This window comes from Streptomyces sp. NPDC088915, assembly GCF_044749825.1.
In the GTDB taxonomy this organism is placed as follows: Bacteria; Actinomycetota; Actinomycetes; order Streptomycetales; family Streptomycetaceae; genus Streptomyces.
This window is the reverse complement of sequence record NZ_JBIVIR010000012.1, coordinates 208896-227658: the sequence shown is the minus strand read 5'-3', so window position 1 is coordinate 227658 and position 18763 is coordinate 208896. Positions and strand designations below refer to the sequence as shown.

Below are 18763 nucleotides of genomic sequence, written 5' to 3'. Positions count from 1 at the left end.
GACGAGAACACGAAGAACGACGACGTGACGGGCAGCGGAGTGACGGACGACGGTGTGGCGGGGCTCCGGCGCAGGCTGGTCGCGTTCGCGGCGGCCCGCGACTGGCAGCCCTACCACACGCCCAAGAACCTGGCGGCGGCCCTCAGCGTGGAGGCGGCCGAACTCCTGGAGATCTTCCAGTGGTTGACGCCCGAGCAGGCCGAGCGGGTGATGGAGGAACCGGAGTCGGCCCACCGGGTCGCCGACGAGGTGGCGGACGTGCTCGCCTACCTCCTCCAGTTCTGCGACGCGCTCGGGATCGACCCGCTCGCGGCGCTCGCGGCCAAGATCGACCGCAACGAGCTCCGATTCCCCGCCAAGCGGCGGGGCGGAGGGGGTGAGGAGGGCTCCTGAACAGAGATCGTCACTCTTCGGAGTGATCGACTTTTCCCCGTCAGACCTCCTGTCCACAGATTTCCGAATTCCCCTGGTGTTTGGGCTCAGGGCGCCTCACTCTGGGTAATGACTGAGTGGGTGGCAAGTCGTGGGAACGGGGGCGGTGTTGATGGAAGCGGAGCGGTTGATCGCGCTCGGCCGGCACGCGCTGGCGGAGAGCGGGACGGCACAGGACATCGTGGCGGAGGCCTGGCAGGCCCAGGCCCTCGCCCAGGCGATAGGGAGCCGTCTCGCGCTCTGCGGGCCGCAGGAGTTGCGCGGCGAGGCGCGGGGGCTGGGCGAGATCGGGGAGTATCCGGCGGTGTGGGGCGCCGGAGGGCCGCGCGCGGCCCGGCTGACCGAGGTCACGGACCCCCGCCGGACGCTGACCGCGCTGGGGGAGCTGCTCGCCGAGGTGGGGATCGCCCTGGTGGGCGTGGCCTGCGCCACCGACGAGGAGGGGCTCTACTGGCAGTGCATCGAGGCGATCGACGCCACCGACGAGTCGGGCGACCGGGTGCGCGGGATGTTGCGGCGTCTGGCCGTCCGCGACGGCGAGCGGGCCCGCCCGCCCGACCCGTCCCGGGGCCGAGCGACCCCACGAAGGGAACCGTCGTGCTGACGCGCCCCGCCCCGCCGGGCGCGACTTGCTCGACCGGCCCGCCCTGGTCGAGGCACCCGACCCGGCCAAGGCGCCCGGCCAGGGGGCGGCCCGGGTGTCGGCCGGGAGGTTGGCCCGTACGCGACGGTGCAGGATGGAGGCATGGATCTTCGCATCTTCACCGAGCCCCAGCAGGGGGCCGACTACGACACCCTCCTCACCGTGGCCCGCGCCACCGAGGAGCTCGGCTTCGACGCCTTCTTCCGTTCCGACCACTACCTCAGCATGGGGTCCGCCGACGGTCTGCCCGGCCCGACCGACGCCTGGATCACCCTGGCCGGCCTGGCCCGGGAGACGAAGAGGATCCGCCTCGGCACACTGATGACGGCCGGCACCTTCCGGCTCCCCGGCGTCCTCGCCATCCAGGTCGCCCAGGTCGACCGGATGTCCGGCGGCCGGGTCGAACTGGGCCTGGGCGCGGGCTGGTTCGAGGAGGAGCACAAGGCCTACGGCATCCCCTTCCCGAAGGAGAAGTTCGGCCGCCTCGAAGAGCAGCTGGCGATCGTCACCGGTCTGTGGGAGACCGAGGTCGGCAAGACGTTCACCCATGAGGGGGAGTTCTACCGGCTCACCGACTCCCCGGCGCTGCCCAAGCCCCTCCAGGAGAAGATCCCGGTCCTGATCGGCGGGCACGGCGCGACCCGCACCCCCCGGCTCGCCGCGCGGTACGCGGACGAGTTCAACATCCCGTTCGCCTCCCTGGAGGACAGCGAGAAGCAGTTCGGACGGGTGCGGGCCGCCGCCGAGGCGATCGGCCGGCCGGCCGACGACCTGGTGTACTCCAACGCGCTGGTCGTCTGCGTCGGCCGGGACGACGCCGAGGTGGCCCGCCGGGCCGCCGCCATCGGGCGGGACGTGGACGAACTCAGGGCGAACGGCCTGGCCGGCTCGCCCGCCGAGGTCGTCGACAAGCTCGGCCGGTACGCGGCCATCGGCTCCTCCCGGGTCTACCTCCAGGTCCTGGACCTGGACGACCTGGACCACCTGGAGCTGATCTCCGCCCAGGTCCAGTCGCAGCTGGGCCGAGCGGGAGGAACGAGCCGATGAGACCGGTCCGCACGCTCGCCGAGGCCCTCCGGACGGAGGTCCTCGTCCTCGACGGCGGGCTCTCCGACCAACTGGAGGCGCAGGGCTGCGACCTCTCGGACGCGCTCTGGTCCGCGCGGCTCCTCGCCGACGGACCCGAGCGGATCGAGGAGGCGCACACGGCGTACGTGCGGGCCGGGGCGCGGGTGCTCATCACCTCCGGGTACCAGGCCACCTTCGAGGGCTTCGCCCGGCGGGGCACGGGCCGGGAGGAGGCGGCGCGGCTGCTCGCCCGGAGCGTGGAGCTCGCGCGGTCGGCGGCGGACGGCGCGGAGGAGGAGGTCTGGGTCGCCGCGTCCGTCGGACCGTACGGCGCGATGCTGGCGGACGGCAGCGAGTACCGGGGCCGGTACGGGCTCTCCGTGCGGGACCTCGAGGCGTTCCACCGGCCGAGGATCGAGGTCTTCGCGGCGGCCGGGCCCGACGTCCTGGCCCTGGAGACGGTGCCGGACGCCGAGGAGGCGGAGGCGCTGCTGCGGGCGGCCGAGGGGTGCGGGGTGCCCGTGTGGCTGTCGTACACGGTCGAGGGCGGGCGGACCCGGGCCGGTCAGGACCTGGCGGAGGCGTTCGCGGTCGCCGCCGGGAACGACCGGGTGGTGGCGGTCGGGGTCAACTGCTGCGACCCGGCCGACGCGGGGCCCGCCGTGGAGACGGCCGTCGCCGTGACCGGGAAACCGGCCGTGGTCTACCCCAACAGCGGGGAGCGCTGGGACGCCGGGGCGCGTGACTGGCGCGGCGGCTCCGCCTTCGACCCGGGGCGGGCCGCCGCCTGGGTCCGCTCCGGCGCCCGGCTCGTCGGCGGCTGCTGCCGGGTCGGCCCGGACACGATCACCGCCCTCGCCGAGACCCTGGCGGCCGGAGGAGCCGACTGATCCCGAAGACCCCCGCACCTTCGGGCCGCGCGGAAAATGCCTGGTGGGGCGGGGGAGGGCCGCCCCATACTCGAAGACGTGTTCCTGACGATCAGTACGACCGGCAACCCGGAGCGACCCGCGACCGACCTTGGCTTCCTGCTGCACAAGCATCCCGAGCGGGCGCAGTCGTTCCCCACTTCGCACGGCACCGCGCACGTCCTCTACCCCGAGGCGAGCGCCGAGCGGTGCACGGCGGCGCTCCTCCTGGAGGTGGACCCCGTGGCGCTGGTGCGCCGCGGTAAGGGCAAGGGCCGGGGCGGCGCCCCGGACTCCGCGCTCGCGCAGTACGTGAACGACCGGCCCTACGCCGCGTCCTCGCTGCTCGCCGTCGCGCTCGCCAAGGTCTTCAAGACCGCGCTGCACGGCGACTGCAAGGCGATGCCCGAGCGGGCCGCCGCGCCGCTGCCGCTGCGGATCGAGGTCCCCGCGCTCCCCGCCCGGGGCGGCGCGGACCTGGTGCGCGCGCTGTTCGGTCCGCTGGGCTGGTCCACGGTGGCGGCCGAACCGGTCGTGCTGGACGCCGAGTTCCCCGAGTGGGGCGACTCGCGGTACGTGCGCCTCGTCCTGGAGGGCGAGCTGCGGCTCGCGGACGCCCTCAACCAGCTGTACGTCCTGCTGCCGGTCCTCGACGACGCCAAGCACTACTGGGTCGCGCCCGACGAGGTCGACAAGCTGCTGCGCGCCGGTGACGGCTGGCTCGCCGGGCACCCCGAGCGGAAGCTGATCACGGAGCGCTACCTCTCCCGCCGCCGGGGCCTGGCCCGGGAGGCGACGGAGCGGCTCGAACTGGTCCGGCTCGCCGAGGCCGAGGGACTGGACGTCGAGGACGTGGACAACGCCGTCGACGAGACGACCGACACCGAGGAGCGCCCGGTGCCGCTCGCCCAGCAGCGGCGGGACGCGATCCTGTCCGCGCTGCGCGGGGCCGGGGCGGCGCGCGTGCTCGACCTGGGCTGCGGACAGGGCCAGTTGGTGCAGGCCCTGCTCAAGGAGCCGCGCTTCACCGAGGTCGTCGGCGTCGACGTGTCCGTCCGCGCCCTGACCGTCGCCGCGCGCCGGCTGCGGCTCGACCGCATGGGGGAGCGGCAGGCCGCCCGCGTGACCCTGGTGCAGGGCTCCCTCGCGTACACCGACAAGCGGCTGACCGGCTACGACGCGGCCGTGCTCAGCGAGGTGATCGAGCACCTGGACCTGCCGAGGCTGCCGGCCCTGGAGTACGCGGTGTTCGGCTCGGCCCGGCCCCGTACGGTCCTCGTGACCACGCCGAACGTCGAGTACAACGTGCGCTGGGAGACCCTGCCCGCCGGGCGCGTCCGGCACAGCGACCACCGCTTCGAGTGGACCCGCGAGGAGTTCCGGGCCTGGGCGGCCCGGGTGGCGGGGGAGTACGGGTACGAGGCCGGGTTCGCCCCCGTCGGCCCCGACGACCCCGAGGTCGGGCCGCCCACCCAGATGGCCCTTTTCACCCGTACCGCCACCGAGAACGACGACAAGAACCAGAAGGAGGGGCAGGCATGACCGCCACCACGGACGCCACGGCCACCGCCGCGCGCCGGACCCTGCCCGTCACCGACCTCTCCCTCGTCGTGCTCGTCGGCGCCACCGGCTCCGGCAAGTCCACCTTCGCGCGGCGCCACTTCAAGCCCACCGAGGTCGTCTCCTCCGACTTCTGCCGGGGGCTCGTCGCCGACGACGAGAACGACCAGTCCGCCAGCCGGGACGCCTTCGACGTCCTCCACTACATCGCCGGCAAGCGCCTGGCCGCCGGGCGGCTCACCGTCGTCGACGCCACCAACGTCCAGCAGGAGGCCCGGCGGCAGCTCGTGCAGCTGGCCAGGACGCACGACGTGCTGCCGATCGCGATCGTCCTCGACCTGCCCGAGCAGGTGTGCCGCGAGCGGAACGCGGTCCGCCCCGACCGGGCCGACATGCCCGCGCACGTCATCCAGCGCCACCGCCGCGAACTGCGGCGCTCGCTGCGGGGCCTGGAGCGCGAGGGCTTCCGCAAGGTGCACGTGCTGCGCTCCGTCGAGGAGGTCGAGGCCGCCGAGGTCGTCCTGGAGCGCCGCTTCAACGACCTGCGCCACCTCACCGGCCCCTTCGACGTCGTCGGCGACGTCCACGGCTGCAGCTCCGAGCTGGAGACCCTGCTCGGCAAGCTCGGCTACGTCGACGGGCACCACCCCGAGGGGCGCACGGCGGTCTTCGTCGGCGACCTGGTCGACCGGGGGCCCGACTCCCCGGGCGTCCTGCGCCGCGTGATGTCCATGGTGGCCTCCGGCGACGCCCTGTGCGTCCCCGGCAACCACGAGAACAAGCTCGGCCGCTGGCTGAAGGGCCGCAAGGTCCAGCAGACCCACGGACTCGCCGAGACCATCGAGCAGCTGGAGGGCGAGAGCGAGGAGTTCCGGGCCGAGGTCGCGAAGTTCATCGACGGACTCGTCAGCCACTACGTCCTCGACGGCGGCGACCTCGTCGTCTGCCACGCCGGACTGCCGGAGAAGTACCACGGCCGCACCTCCGGCCGGGTGCGCTCCCACGCGCTGTACGGGGACACCACCGGCGAGACCGACGAGTTCGGGCTGCCCGTGCGCTACCCGTGGGCGGAGGAGTACCGGGGCCGGGCCACCGTCGTCTACGGGCACACCCCCGTGCCGAACACCTCCTGGATCAACAACACCCTCTGCCTCGACACCGGGGCCGTCTTCGGCGGGCGGATGACCGCGCTGCGCTGGCCGGAGCGCGAGCTCGTCGACGTACCGGCCGAGCGGGTCTGGTACGAGCCGGCCCGGCCGCTCGCGACCGCCGCGCCCGGCGGGCACCAGGGACGCCCCCTGGACCTGGCCGACGTGCAGGGGCGGCGGACCGTGGAGACCCGGCACCACGGCAACGTCGCCGTGCGCGAGGAGAACGCGGCGGCGGCCCTGGAGGTCATGAGCCGGTTCGCGGTCGACCCGCGCCTGCTCGCCCACCTGCCGCCGACGATGGCGCCGACCGCCACCTCCAAGGAGGACGGCTACCTGGAGCACCCGGCCGAGGCCTTCGCCCAGTACCGGGCCGACGGCGTCGAACGGGTCGTGTGCGAGGAGAAGCACATGGGCTCCCGGGCCGTGGCCCTGGTATGCCGGGACGCCGACGCGGCCCGCGAGCGCTTCGGCGCCGACGGGGTGACGGGCGCCCTGCACACCCGTACCGGACGCCCCTTCTTCGACGACGCCGCCGTCACCGAGGAGGTCCTCGCACGGCTGCGGGCGGCGATCGGGGCCGCCGGGCTCTGGGAGGAGCTCGGCACTGACTGGCTGCTGCTCGACGGCGAGCTGATGCCGTGGTCGCTCAAGTCGGCCGGTCTGCTCCGCGCGCAGTACGCGGCCGTCGGCGCCGCCTCGTGCGCCGTGCTGCCCGGCGCGGTCGACGCCCTGCGGCGGGCGGCCGAGCGCGGGGTCGAAGGGGTCGACGGACTGCTCGACCGGCAGCGGGAGCGGGCGGTGGACGCGGCGGCCTTCACGGCCGCCTACCGCAGGTACTGCTGGCCGACCGAGGGACTGGAGGGCGTGCGGTTCGCGCCCTTCCAGCTCCTGGCGGCGCGCGGACGCTCGCTCGCGGCCGTGCCGCACGACGAGCAGCTCGCGTGGCTGGACCGGCTGGTGGAGCACGATCCGACCGGCCTCGTCCAGGTCACCCGTCGGCTCGTCGTCGACACGGGCGACGAGGCCTCGGTCCGCGCCGGCGTCGACTGGTGGCTGGAGCTGACCGGCGAGGGCGGCGAGGGCATGGTCGTCAAGCCGCTGGCGGCGCTGGTCCGCGACGGGAAGGGCCGGCTCGTCCAGCCGGGCGTGAAGGTCCGCGGCCGGGAGTACCTGCGGATCATCTACGGCCCCGAGTACACCCGCCCGGAGAACCTGGAGCGGCTGCGGCAGCGCTTCCTCGGCCACAAGCGGTCCCTCGCCCTGCGCGAGTACGCGCTCGGCCTGGAGGCGCTCGACCGGCTCGCGGACGGCGAACCGCTCTGGCGCGTCCACGAGGCCGTCTTCGCGGTCCTCGCCCTGGAGTCGGAGCCGGTCGACCCGAGGCTCTGAGACCGGGGGCCCGGGCCGTTCCGGCGGGGGCGCAGGGGTGTCCGGAGCGGCGCTCCCCTGCGCCCCTCGTGCTCGTTGACGCGTTTCTTCCGCACCCTCTAGCGTTCTTCACCCCACGGCGTGACGGAGCGTCAATCGTGTGGCGGGGAAGGTCGCGTGAGGTGGGAACACGCACGCGAAAAGCGCCGGAACGGCCACCGGTGGAAGGCCCCGGCCGGGACCGCTCCGGACGCGCACCACCACGGCGCCGAAGGCACCGGGCGCCCACGGCACCGGGGCGTCGCGAGGGAGTCCGGGTGAGCAGTGCGGGACCGCCCGGTTCCACGTGCCGCGCCGCCGCTGCCCGTACCGGACGGGGGACCGCCGTCCGAGGGGGAGCGGGAGTCGGCGGGGGGAATCACGGACCGGCGTTGGGCCGTCGCGGGGGGACGGCCCAACGCCCCGGACCGGGGCGGGGAACCGTACGTACCACACGGGCGGTGACCTGCTCGTCCGGGAGGCGTACGGGCCCTCCCGCACTCCGCGTACGGGGTCTTCCCGCACCCCGCCTACGGGTCTTCCCGCACCCCGCCTACGGACCCTCCCGCACCCCGCCCCGCCCGGTCGCCCCGGTCGTGCCCCCGCCCTGTGCCGAAACACGGGCCCCGGCGGCCCCCCTCCGTCAGGATGGACCCATGGGATTCCACGTCGATTCCGAGACCGGGCGGCTGCGCCGCGTCATCCTCCACCGCCCCGACCTGGAGCTGAAGCGGCTCACCCCGACCAACAAGGACGCCCTCCTCTTCGACGACGTCCTCTGGGTGCGGCGGGCCCGGCAGGAGCACGACGGCTTCGCCGACGTGCTGCGCGACCGGGGGGTGGAGGTGCACCTCTTCGCGGACCTCCTGAGCGAGTCGCTCGAGGTCCCGGCCGCCCGCGCGCTCGTCCTGGACCGGGTCTTCGACGAGAAGGAGTACGGTCCGCTCGCCACCGACCACCTGCGGGCGGCCTTCGACTCGCTCGACGCCGTCGCGCTCGGCGAGGTGCTCGTCGGCGGGATGACGAAGCGGGAGTTCCTGGCGGCGCACCGGGAGCCGACCTCGGTCCGCTTCCACGCCCTCGACCTGGACGACTTCCTCCTTGGCCCGCTGCCCAACCACCTCTTCACCCGGGACACCTCGGCCTGGATCTACGACGGCGTCTCCATCAACGCCATGCGCTGGCCGGCCCGGCAGCGCGAGACGGTCCACTTCGAGGCGATCTACAAGCACCACCCGCTCTTCGCCGGGCCCGAGGCGGGCCCCTTCCACCACTGGTCGGAGGGGCAGGCGGACTACCCGTCGACGATCGAGGGCGGGGACGTCCTTGTCATCGGCAACGGGGCCGTGCTCATCGGGATGAGCGAGCGCACCACCCCGCAGGCGGTGGAGATGCTGGCCCGGGGCATGTTCGCGGCCGGTTCGGCGCGCACGATCGTCGCGCTCGACATGCCGAAGCGGCGCGCGTTCATGCACCTGGACACGGTGATGACGATGGTGGACCAGGACACGTTCACCCAGTACGCGGGGCTCGGCATGCTCCGCTCGTACACGATCGAGCCGGGGGACGCGGGGCAGCCCCTGCGGGTGGGCGACCACCCGCCGGAGCGGATGCACGACGCCATCGCGGCGGCCCTGGGCCTCCCGGAGATCCGGGTCCTCACCGCCACCCAGGACGTGCACGCGGCCGAGCGCGAGCAGTGGGACGACGGGTGCAACGTGCTCGCCGTGGAGCCGGGGGTGGTCGTCGCGTACGAGCGGAACGTCACCACCAACACGCACCTGCGCAAGCAGGGCATCGAGGTGATCGAGATCCCCGGCAGCGAGCTGGGCCGGGGGAGGGGCGGCCCGCGCTGCATGAGCTGTCCGGTGGAGCGGGACGCCGTCTGAGGAGCCCGGGGGAGGGCGGCGGCCCGGGATCCCGGGAGGGCGCGGTCCTCCCGGGAAGGGGGCTGTATATAAATGTTGAAGTGCGTATAGACTTCCAAGGTCCCCGATCGCCGTCCCCGACCGTACCCACAGGAGCGCGACCCATGGCCACAGACCTCATCGGCCGCCACTTCCTCAAGGAGCTGGACTTCACCGCCGAGGAGTTCCGCGGTCTGGTCGCGCTCGCCGCCGAGCTCAAGGCCGCCAAGAAGGCGGGCGCCGAGGTGCAGCGGCTGCGCGGCCGGAACATCGCCCTGATCTTCGAGAAGACCTCGACCCGCACCCGCTGCGCCTTCGAGGTCGCCGCCGCCGACCAGGGCGCCTCCACGACCTACCTGGACCCCTCGGGCTCCCAGATGGGCCACAAGGAGTCCGTCAAGGACACGGCCCGCGTCCTCGGCCGGATGTTCGACGGCATCGAGTACCGGGGGGACAGCCAGGCCGCGGTCGAGGAGCTCGCCGCCTTCGCGGGCGTGCCCGTCTTCAACGGCCTCACCGACGACTGGCACCCCACCCAGATGCTCGCCGACGTGCTCACCGTGACCGAGCACACGGACAAGCCGCTGGACCGGGTCGCCTTCGCCTACCTCGGCGACGCCCGCTTCAACATGGGCAACTCCTACCTCGTCACCGGCGCCCTGCTCGGCATGGACGTCCGGATCGTCGCCCCGAAGACGTACTGGCCGGCCGAGGAGGTCGTCGAGCGGGCCCGCGAGCTCGCCGAGAAGAGCGGCGCCGCCGTCACCCTCACCGAGGACGTGGCGGAGGGGGTCCGTGGCGCCGACTTCGTGGCCACCGACGTGTGGGTCTCCATGGGCGAGCCCAAGGAGGTCTGGGACGAGCGGATCGCCGCCCTCGCCCCGTACTCCGTGACCATGGACGTGCTGCGCGCCACCGGGAACCCGGACGTCCGGTTCCTGCACTGCCTGCCCGCCTTCCACGACCTGGGCACCGCCGTCGGCCGCGACATCCACGCCCGGCACGGCCTGACCGAGCTGGAGGTCTCCGACGAGGTCTTCGAGTCGGCGCACTCGGTCGTCTTCGACCAGGCCGAGAACCGGATGCACACCATCAAGGCGGTCCTGGTCGCGACGATGGCGGGGACGGGGACGGGGACGGGGACAGGGACGGGGACGGAGACGGAAGCCGGTCCCGGCTCCGGTCCCGGCTCCGGTTCCGCGGCATAGCATTGCGCCCGATGGGGTGAATATGTGCGGTGCGGTTTACGATCGCATGGTTCAGGGGGGTTCGGCCTGGTAGGCCCGGACCCCCCTCACGCGTGCACGCACCAGAAACGAGAACCCCGCATGACCCCGTCCGCCGCGCGGATCAAGACGCCGCAGCAGCTCATCGCCGAATCCGGCGCCGACCTCGAGGGCCACGGCCTCCAGCGCACCATGGGCCTCTTCCAGCTCATCTGCTTCGGCGTCGGCGCGATCGTGGGCACCGGCATCTTCGTCGGCCTCTCCGACAGCGTCGCCGAGGCCGGCCCCGCGGTCGTGGTCTCCTTCGTGCTCGCCGCGATCACCTGCGTCTTCACCGCCTTCTCCTTCGCGGAGCTGGGCAGCGCGATCCCGGTCTCGGGCTCCTCGTACTCCTTCGCCTACGCGAGCCTCGGCGAGCGGGCCGCCTTCCTCGTCGGCTGGTGCCTGCTCCTGGAGTACGGCGTGTCCGTCTCCGCGGTCGCGGTCGGCTGGAGCCAGTACCTCAACGAACTCCTGGAGAGCCTGACCGGGTGGCAGCTGCCCGCCGCGCTCTCCGCCGGACCCGGCGAGGGCGGCGCGGTCAACCTGCCCGCCGTGGTCGTGATCCTGCTCGCCGCCACCCTGCTCGTGCGCGGGGTCCGCGAGAGCGCCCGGGCGACCGCCGCCATGGCCGTCCTCAAGATCGGCATCCTGATCGTCTTCTGCGCCGTCGGCTTCTCCGCCTTCCAGGACGGACACCTCTCGCCGTTCACGGGCAGCGGCCTCGGCGGCATCACCGCCGGCGCCTCCGTGGCCTTCTTCTCGTACATCGGCTTCGACGCGATCACCACGGCCGGCGAGGAGGTGAAGAACCCGCGCCGCAACGTCCCGATCGCCATCCTCGTCTGCATCGGGCTCGTCACCCTGCTCTACTGCGCGGTCGCGCTCTCCGCGATCGGGGCGCTGGGCGCCGACGCCGTCGCGAACAGCCCGGCCGCCCTCTCGGTCGTCGTGGACGAGGTCACCGGCTCGTCGATCGGCGGCGGGGTCATCGCCTTCGGCGCGGTCGTCGCCATCGCCTCCGTCGTCCTGGCGGTGATGTACGGCCAGACCCGCATCCTGATGTCGATGTCCCGCGACGGACTCGTCCCCCGGGTCTTCGAACGGGTCTCCCCGAAGACCTCGACCCCCGTCGCCAACACCTGGATCGTGGCCGCCGTCTTCGCCGTGCCGGCCGCCTTCGCCCCGCTCGACGTGGTCGTCGACCTGACCACCATCGGCACCCTCGCCGTCATGGCGGTCGTCAACCTCGCGGTGATGGTGCTGCGCCGCCGCGCCCCCGAGCTGCCGCGCTCCTTCCGGGTGCCGCTCTTCCCGCTGAGCCCGGTGCTCGGCATCGGCTTCTGCCTGTACCTGATCTGGGGCACGGGCTGGACGACCTGGCTGCAGTTCGCGGTCTTCCTGCTCGCGGGCGGACTGCTCTACGCGGTCTACGGGCGCCGCAACTCGCGGCTCGTCACGCCGTCGGACGGTGCTCCGGGTCCGGTGCCGCCGGGAGCGTGAACCAGGCCGCCTTGCCGTGCGCGGTCGGGCGGTGGCCGCAGTCGCTGCTGAGCGCCCGGACCAGGAGGAGGCCGCGGCCGTGCTCCTGCCAGGGGTCGACCCCGGCGTCCGGGTCGGGGTGGACGATCCGGCCGGGCTCCGGGTCGTGGACCTCGACCCGGCAGTCGCCGGACGCCGTGCGCGGCTCGACGACCAGCTCGACGGGCCCCCGCCCCGTGGTGTGCCGGACGGCGTTGGCGACGAGCTCGGCGGTGAGCAGCTCTGCCGTGTCGGCCTCGTCGGGCGCGGTGCGGGCGAGGGCGTCACGGACGAGCGCGCGGGCGATCGGGACGGCGGCGGTCGTGTGCGGCAGCCGGACGCGCCGGGCGGCCGGCGAGCCGGTGGGGGCGATGGTTCCGGGCATGGGAGGCAGGTTTCCTTCGCCGAGGAGGGGCGGATGGAGGGGGAGCGGAGGGGCTCCGGGACGTCCTGCTTCCGACCCTACGGAAGGGGCGGCGCCTTCCCCAGGGCACCCCTCCCCACCCGGGGAGGACTTCCGCACCTCCTTTCCCCCGTCCGGGGAGGTCTTCCGCACCCCCCTGTCTCCCCGTCCGGGGAGGTCTTCCGTACCCCCCGCGCGAGGCCCTGTGGACAGGTCTGTCGCGTACTCGTGACGACAGTCACATATCAGTGATACGCTCCGGGCGGAGGAAGGAGGCCGTTCCGGATGAGTCCCTTCACCGGCTCCGCGCCCCGCACCGCCCGCTGGCGCCACCTACGCCTGGACGTCGACGAGGGCGTCGCCACCGTCACCCTCGCCCGGCCCGCGAAACTCAACGCCCTCACCTTCGGCGCCTACGCCGACCTGCGCGACCTCCTCGCCGAGCTCTCCCGCGAGCGGACCGTCCGCGCCCTCGTCCTCGGCGGCGAGGGCCGCGGCTTCTGCTCCGGCGGCGACGTGGACGAGATCATCGGCGCCACCCTCTCCCTCGACACCGCCCGGCTCCTCGACTTCAACCGGATGACCGGCCAGGTCGTCCGCGCCCTGCGCGAATGCCCCTTCCCCGTCGTCGCGGCCCTGCACGGCGTCGCCGCGGGCGCCGGGGCGGTCCTCGCCCTGGCCGCCGACTTCCGGATCGCCGACCCCACCACCCGCTTCGCCTTCCTCTTCACCCGGGTCGGCCTCTCCGGCGGCGACATGGGCGCCGCCTACCTGCTGCCCCGGGTCGTCGGCCTCGGCCACGCCACCCGGCTCCTCATGCTGGGCGAACCCGTCCACGCCGCCGAGGCCGAGCGCATCGGCCTCCTGAGCGAACTCACCGGGGAGGGCGCCGCCGACGCCCGCGCCGCCGCCCTCGCCCGCCGCCTCGCCGACGGCCCCGCGCTCGCCCTCGCCCAGACCAAGGCCCTGCTCACCGCCGAACTCGACATGCCCCTGGCCGCCTCGGTCGAACTGGACGCGGCCACCCAGGCCCTCCTGATGCACGGCGAGGACTACGCCGAGTTCCACGCCGCCTTCACCGAGAAGAGACCCCCGAAGTGGCGGGGCCGGTAACGGCGCAAGGGGCCCCGGGCGGGCCCCGCCCCGCGTCCCCCTCCCGCATCGCCGTCGTCGGCGGCGGCCCCGGCGGGCTCTACGCCGCCGCCCTGCTCAAGCGGCGCGACCCCCGGCGCGAGGTCACCGTCTGGGAGCGGAACGCGCCCACCGACACCTTCGGCTTCGGCGTCGTCCTCTCCGACGAGACCCTCGGCGGGATCCGGGACGCCGACCCCGTCGTGTACGCGGCGCTCGACCGCGAACTCGTCCGCTGGGAGGACATCGACGTCGTCCACCGGGGCCGGCGCACCACCTCCACCGGCCACGCCTTCGCCGCCCTCGGCCGCCGCCGGCTCCTGGAGATCCTGCACGCCCGCTGCGCCGACCTCGGCGTACGGCTCCGCTTCCGCGCCGAGGCCCCGCCCGCCGCCGAACTGGCCGCCCGGAACGACCTGGTCGTCGCCGCCGACGGCGTCCACAGCCGCACCCGCCGGGCGTACGCCGCGCACTTCCGCCCCCGGATCACCACCCACCGCTGCCGCTACATCTGGCTCGCCGCCGACTTCGCCCTCGACGCCTTCCGCTTCGAGACCGCCGAGACCGGCCACGGCGTGCTGCAACTCCACGCCTACCCCTACGAGTCCGGCTCCTCCACCGTCATCGTCGAGGCCCGCGAGGAGGTCTGGCGCGCCGCCGGCCTCCACGTGCTCGACGAGGCCGGATCCGCCGCCCGCTGCGCCGAACTCTTCGCCGGGACGCTCGGCGGCCGGAGGCTGCGCGCCAACAACTCCGCCTGGACCGCCTTCCGCACGGTCGTCAACGACCGCTGGTCGTACGGCAACACCGTCCTCATCGGCGACGCCGCCCACACCGCGCACTTCTCCGTCGGCTCCGGCACCAAACTGGCCGTCGAGGACGCCCTCGCCCTCGCCGACAACCTCGACGCGCACCGCACCACGGACGAGGCCCTGGCCGCCTACGAGACCGCGCGCCGCCCCGCCGTCGCGTCCACCCAGCGCGCGGCCGCCGCCAGCCTCCACTGGTTCGAGGAGCTCGCGGACCGCGTCGACCGGCCGCCCCGCCGCTTCGCCTTCGACCTCCTCACCCGCAGCCGCCGCGTCACCCACGCCAACCTGCGCCTGCGCGACCCCGCCTTCACCGCCACCGTCGAGGACGACTTCGGCTGCCCGCCCGGCACCCCGCCCATGTTCACCCCCTTCCGGCTGCGCGGACTGACCCTGCGCAACCGGATCGTGGTCTCCCCCATGGACCTGTACGTCGCGCAGGACGGCGTCCCCGGCGACTTCCACCTCGTCCACCTGGGGTCCAGGGCCCTCGGCGGCGCCGGGCTCGTCATGACCGAGATGGTCTGCGTGAGCCCCACCGGCCGCATCACCCCCGGCTGCACCGGCCTCTGGACCGACGAACAGGCCGCCGCCTGGAGCCGGATCACCGACTTCGTCCACACCGGCGCGCCCGGCACCGCGCTCGGCGTCCAGCTCGGCCACTCAGGCCGCAAGGGCTCCACCCGGCGCATGTGGGAGGGGATCGACCGACCGCTGCCCGAGGGCAACTGGCCCCTCGTCGCCGCCTCACCCCTCCCGTACCGGCCCGGCGTCAACCAGACCCCGACCGCCCTCGACCGCGCCGGACTCACCGCCGTGCGCGAGGAGTTCACGGCCGCCGCCCGGCGCGCCGCCCGCAGCGGCTTCGACCTCCTCGAACTCCACGCCGCCCACGGCTACCTGCTCTCCGGCTTCCTCTCCCCGCTCACCAACCACCGCGCCGACGCCTACGGCGGCGACCTCGAAGGACGCCTCCGCTTCCCCCTCGAAGTCCTCGACGCGGTACGGGAGGCGTGGCCCGACGACCGGCCCCTCACCGTCCGGATCTCGGCCACCGACTGGGCCGAGGGCGGCACGACCGCCAGGGACGCCGTCGCGATCGCCCGCGCCCTCGCCGCGCACGGCGCCGACGCGATCGACGTCTCCACCGGCCAGGTCGTCCCCCACGAGACCCCCGCCCACGGCCGCTCCTACCAGACCCCGTACGCCGACCGCATCCGCAACGAGACCGGGATCCCCGTGATCGCGGTCGGCGCGATCTCCTCCTGGGACGACGTCAACTCCCTCCTCCTGGCCGGCCGCGCCGACCTCTGCGCCCTCGCCCGCCCCCACCTCTACGACCCCCACTGGACCCTCCACGCGGCGGCCGAACAGGGCTACGAGGGCCCGGCGGCCCCCTGGCCGACCCCGTACCGCGCGGGCAGCCGCCGGCCTCCCACCGGGCGTCGCGACTAGACGGGCTGTGCCCCGTGCGTGAAGGAACGGTCCTTCGCACACGGGGCACAGTCGATGGCGCTCGCGCCGGGTTCCGGGGCTCAGGAGGCCCAGTTGGCCGCTCCGCGCACGAGGTGGTGGTCGGAGGCCTCGGTGTCGAGCGGCAGGGAGTCGCCGACGACGTCCTTGAAGTGCCGGCTGCTGAAGAACAGGTAGTCGATCTTGCAGTCGTAGTCGTCGGCAGGGTCGGCGAGGTCGTCGCCCTTGCTCCGGAAGGTGGATTCGCCTCCCTGGCAGGGGACGGCGCCGGACGCGCAGGCCGGGTCGTTGCCCTTGTCGGTCTCGAGGGCGGGGTCGCTCTGGTCGGCCTCGGTGAACACGCCCTTCGCACCGCTGCCCACGGCGGGGCCGTAGTAGCCGTCCATGAACGCCTCGTTCGGGAAGCCGTTGAAGTCGCCGCCCAGGACGACCGGGGTACCGGTCTTCTCCCAGGCTTCGGCCTGCCAGCGCAGCTCGGCGGCCTCGACGTCCCGGACCGGGTTGTCGGCCCAGTACAGGTGGACCGTGCAGGCCCAGTTCAGCCGGCCCTGCAGGTAGCTCTTCACGCAGGGCACGAGGATCGGTTCGCTCTCCGTGCCCTGGGACAGGTCCAGGGTCTTGGTCTGGACGATGGCGCCCTTGACGAAGAGGGCCACGCCGTAGGGGTCACCGCCGCACGCGCCGCTCTGCCCGGTGAGGGCGCCGGCGAACCGGCCGTTGAACCCCAGGGGGGCGAGCTTGGTGCTCAGCTCGGTGTACTGGTCCTGGCACACCTCCTGGAGGAAGATCTGATCGGCCTTCCAGCCGGAGGCACCGGCCTCCGCGACGATGCTCTCGATGCGGTGCGCGTTGTCGTAGCCGGTCGGGCCGGTGCCCTCCTTGCACATGTTTCCGCACATGTTGTACGTGACGAACCGCAGCGCCTGCGGGGTGTTGGCGGGGACGGTGTCCGCAGCGGCGGGCGTGGGAGCGGCGAGGGTGGTGAACAGCAGCGCCGCCGCGGCTCCCAGGGTGGTGGCGAGTGCCTTGAAGCTCTTCAACGCAGTCCTTCGTACGGGTGTGGGCCCCCGTGCCGGCGCCGAGGGTCGCGGCGGTCGTGGCTGCGGACCGGTGTCCGCAGCCGGTCCCGGGCGTCGTGGCGCCGGTGCACGGGGGAGGGGGACGAGCGGGTGGGCGTGCCGGGCGGCGAGGGCGCCCGGCACGCTCGGTGTGGAGCGGCCTCGGTGCTCAGGCGAGCTGACGGGTCGTCTTCCAGGTGTCGCCGCCGAGAGTGATGGCGTTCTGCGTGTTGATCTGGCCGTTGCCCTTGCCCGCGTAGCTGTGCAGGGTGCCGTTCGACCAGATCGCCATGAGGTCGGCGTAGCCGTCGCCGTTGTAGTCGCCGCTGGTCAGGTGCAGGACGGTGTCCCACGTGATGCCACCGACCGTGACCGGGACCTGCGGGCTGAGGGTGCCGTCGTTGCGGCCCTGGTAGTAGTGCAGGGTGCCGTCGGTCCAGATCGCCATCAGGTCGGCGACGCCGTCGCCGTTGTAGTCGCCGGCGGTCAGGCCCCTGGTGGTGCCCCAGGTGTTGCCGCCGAGGGCGACCGTGACCTGCTGGTCGATCGTGCCGTCGCCCCTGCCGCGGTAGAGGTGCAGGGTGCCGTCCGCCCAGACGGCCATGAGGTCCGCGATGCCGTCACCGGTGAAGTCCCCGGCCGTCAGGTGCTTGACGCCGTCCCAGGTGGAACCGCCCACGGTGACCGCAGTCTGACCCGCGACGATCGTGCCGTCGCCCTTGCCGCGGTAGTGGTGCAGGGTGCCGTCGCCCCAGACGGACATGAAGTCGGCGACGCCGTCGTTGGTGAAGTCGCCCTTCACCAGGTGCTTGGCGGTGAGCCAGGACTTGTCCCCCCAGAGCTGGGTCTGGGCGTTGATCAGTCCGCCCCGGCCGTCGCCGGGGTAGGCGTGCAGGCTGCCGTCCGTCCACACGGAGGCCAGGTCGGCGATGCCGTCGCCGGTGAGGTCGTCCTGGGACTGGACGCGGGTCTCGTTCTTGACCTCGGTCTTGAACGCGGTCATCCGGGTGTAGACGCCGTAGCCGACCGAGTTGTTGCAGCCGGGGCTGAAGGAGGCGATGCCGACGAGGGTGCCGCCCACGACGAGGGGGCCGCCTTCGTCGCCGCTGCAGAAGGTGTTGCCCGAAGCGAGGTCGCCCGCGCACACGGCCGTCGTCGTGTCGATGGAGACGTTGTTCGCCCGGTACTGGTCCGCGCAGGTGGAGTCGGCGACCACGGGGACCTGGGCGCTGCGCAGGGGGGAGCTTCCGTCGGGGTCGCCGGCGTAGGTGCCGCCCCAGCCGTAGACGGTGCCCATCGTGCCGGGGGTGTAGACGGCGGAGCTGCCGGCGATGGCCAGCGGCGTGACGGACAGCGGCTTGTGCAGGCTCAGGAGCGCCAGGTCGTTGACGTAGGAGCCGTCGCCCACGTTGCTGTAGGCGGATTGCTCCCACTTCTTTGTGACGAAGCGTTCGACGCCGGTGTCCTCCTGGAGGTTGGTGCGACCCGAGATCACCTTCAGGTCACCGGCCGTGCGGAGCTTGACGCAGTGAGCCGCCGTGGCGACGTGGTTCGGACTGACGAGAACACCGCCGCAGCGGAACGCGTAGCCGGTGCCCACCTTCTCGTAGACCGCCACCATCCAGGGCGCCTGGGCGATGTCCGTGTTCGTTCCGCCGACGATGTACGGCGTGACGGTGGGGCCGTCATCGGCCGTTGCCGGGCCCGCTGTCGCGGTCGCACCGATAATCGCGAGAAGGGCGCCCGCGAGACCTGAGACAAACCGGCGTCCCGCTCTCCGGTATGAATTCTTACCCATGTGATGCTCCAGCTTGAAGCCAGGCGAAAGCGGTGCCACGCGGGGGAGAATGAGCACGCCGAATCGAGCGATACCCGAATGGAATCGGGCACCGCTATGGGCGCGAAGGTGTTCCCCCCCGACTCCTGTGGGCCCCCCAGCTTGGCAGAGTCGATTGATCGGCTCACTGTAAGAGCAGGTCAGAGGGGTGTCAACCTGTTTTCTGCCACAACGTCAAGTGTGGTGTGAT

At 73.2% G+C, this 18763-nt stretch carries 13 protein-coding genes and 1 pseudogene; 11 read left to right on the top strand and 3 right to left on the bottom strand.

The genetic code is table 11. The features are described 5' to 3' along the window. Nucleotides 1-39: 39 nt before the first annotated feature. The 9 genes and pseudogenes from ACIP5O_RS22975 to ACIP5O_RS22935 all read left to right on the top strand — a co-directional run bounded on the left by ACIP5O_RS22975 (nucleotide 40) and on the right by ACIP5O_RS22935 (nucleotide 11844). Complete coding sequence (locus ACIP5O_RS22975) at nucleotides 40-393, top strand: nucleotide pyrophosphohydrolase (protein ID WP_401296280.1); 354 nt, start codon at nucleotides 40-42, stop codon at nucleotides 391-393. A gap of 151 nt (nucleotides 394-544) precedes the next feature. Beyond that, the gene (locus ACIP5O_RS22970; protein WP_401296278.1) at nucleotides 545-1036 is read left to right on the top strand and encodes a DUF6099 family protein; all 492 of its coding nucleotides are present in this window, start codon (nucleotides 545-547) and stop codon (nucleotides 1034-1036) included. A gap of 141 nt (nucleotides 1037-1177) precedes the next feature. After that, nucleotides 1178-2122: an LLM class F420-dependent oxidoreductase gene (locus ACIP5O_RS22965; RefSeq protein ID WP_401296183.1), complete on the top strand. Its 945-nt coding sequence runs from the start codon at nucleotides 1178-1180 to the stop codon at nucleotides 2120-2122. Further along, complete coding sequence (gene mmuM / locus ACIP5O_RS22960; RefSeq protein ID WP_401296181.1) at nucleotides 2119-3033, top strand: homocysteine S-methyltransferase; 915 nt, start codon at nucleotides 2119-2121, stop codon at nucleotides 3031-3033. The genes ACIP5O_RS22965 and mmuM overlap by 4 nt, the downstream gene beginning before the upstream one ends. A 78-nt stretch (nucleotides 3034-3111) precedes the next feature. Continuing rightward, nucleotides 3112-4593, top strand: coding sequence for a 3' terminal RNA ribose 2'-O-methyltransferase Hen1 (locus ACIP5O_RS22955; protein WP_401296179.1), 1482 nt, complete (start codon nucleotides 3112-3114; stop codon nucleotides 4591-4593). Then, nucleotides 4590-7151 carry a polynucleotide kinase-phosphatase gene (locus ACIP5O_RS22950; protein ID WP_401296177.1) on the top strand — a complete coding sequence of 854 codons (2562 nt, stop codon included), beginning with the start codon at nucleotides 4590-4592 and terminating at the stop codon, nucleotides 7149-7151. The genes ACIP5O_RS22955 and ACIP5O_RS22950 overlap by 4 nt, the downstream gene beginning before the upstream one ends. Before the next feature lie 674 nt (nucleotides 7152-7825). Further along, nucleotides 7826-9058, top strand: a complete 1233-nt coding sequence (locus tag ACIP5O_RS22945; RefSeq protein WP_401296175.1) for an arginine deiminase — start codon at nucleotides 7826-7828, stop codon at nucleotides 9056-9058. A 143-nt stretch (nucleotides 9059-9201) separates the two neighbouring features. Continuing rightward, a pseudogene (gene argF, locus ACIP5O_RS22940) lies at nucleotides 9202-10200 on the top strand (ornithine carbamoyltransferase); the annotation flags it as partial. Nucleotides 10201-10404: 204 nt separating this feature from the next. After that, on the top strand, nucleotides 10405-11844 hold the full coding sequence (locus ACIP5O_RS22935; protein ID WP_401296173.1) for an amino acid permease: 1440 nt from the start codon (nucleotides 10405-10407) through the stop codon (nucleotides 11842-11844). Here ACIP5O_RS22935 and ACIP5O_RS22930 read toward each other — a convergent pair. Further along, on the bottom strand, nucleotides 11798-12247 hold the full coding sequence (locus ACIP5O_RS22930) for an ATP-binding protein (protein ID WP_401296171.1): 450 nt from the start codon (nucleotides 12245-12247) through the stop codon (nucleotides 11798-11800). The genes ACIP5O_RS22935 and ACIP5O_RS22930 overlap by 47 nt on opposite strands. A 303-nt stretch (nucleotides 12248-12550) precedes the next feature. Between ACIP5O_RS22930 and ACIP5O_RS22925 the strand changes: the two genes are divergently transcribed. After that, nucleotides 12551-13378 (top strand): enoyl-CoA hydratase family protein, encoded by an 828-nt coding sequence (locus tag ACIP5O_RS22925; protein ID WP_401296169.1) that lies wholly within the window; start codon nucleotides 12551-12553, stop codon nucleotides 13376-13378. Beyond that, complete coding sequence (locus ACIP5O_RS22920) at nucleotides 13363-15660, top strand: bifunctional salicylyl-CoA 5-hydroxylase/oxidoreductase (RefSeq protein WP_401296167.1); 2298 nt, start codon at nucleotides 13363-13365, stop codon at nucleotides 15658-15660. The genes ACIP5O_RS22925 and ACIP5O_RS22920 overlap by 16 nt, the downstream gene beginning before the upstream one ends. Before the next feature lie 80 nt (nucleotides 15661-15740). Here the strand turns inward: ACIP5O_RS22920 and ACIP5O_RS22915 are convergent, their stop codons facing one another. Both ACIP5O_RS22915 and ACIP5O_RS22910 read right to left on the bottom strand, forming a co-directional pair. After that, entirely contained in the window at nucleotides 15741-16718 is a 978-nt protein-coding gene (locus ACIP5O_RS22915; RefSeq protein WP_401296165.1) for an endonuclease/exonuclease/phosphatase family protein, read from the bottom strand. A 187-nt stretch (nucleotides 16719-16905) separates the two neighbouring features. After that, nucleotides 16906-18534: a trypsin-like serine protease gene (locus ACIP5O_RS22910; RefSeq protein ID WP_401296276.1), complete on the bottom strand. Its 1629-nt coding sequence runs from the start codon at nucleotides 18532-18534 to the stop codon at nucleotides 16906-16908. Nucleotides 18535-18763: the final 229 nt, after the last annotated feature.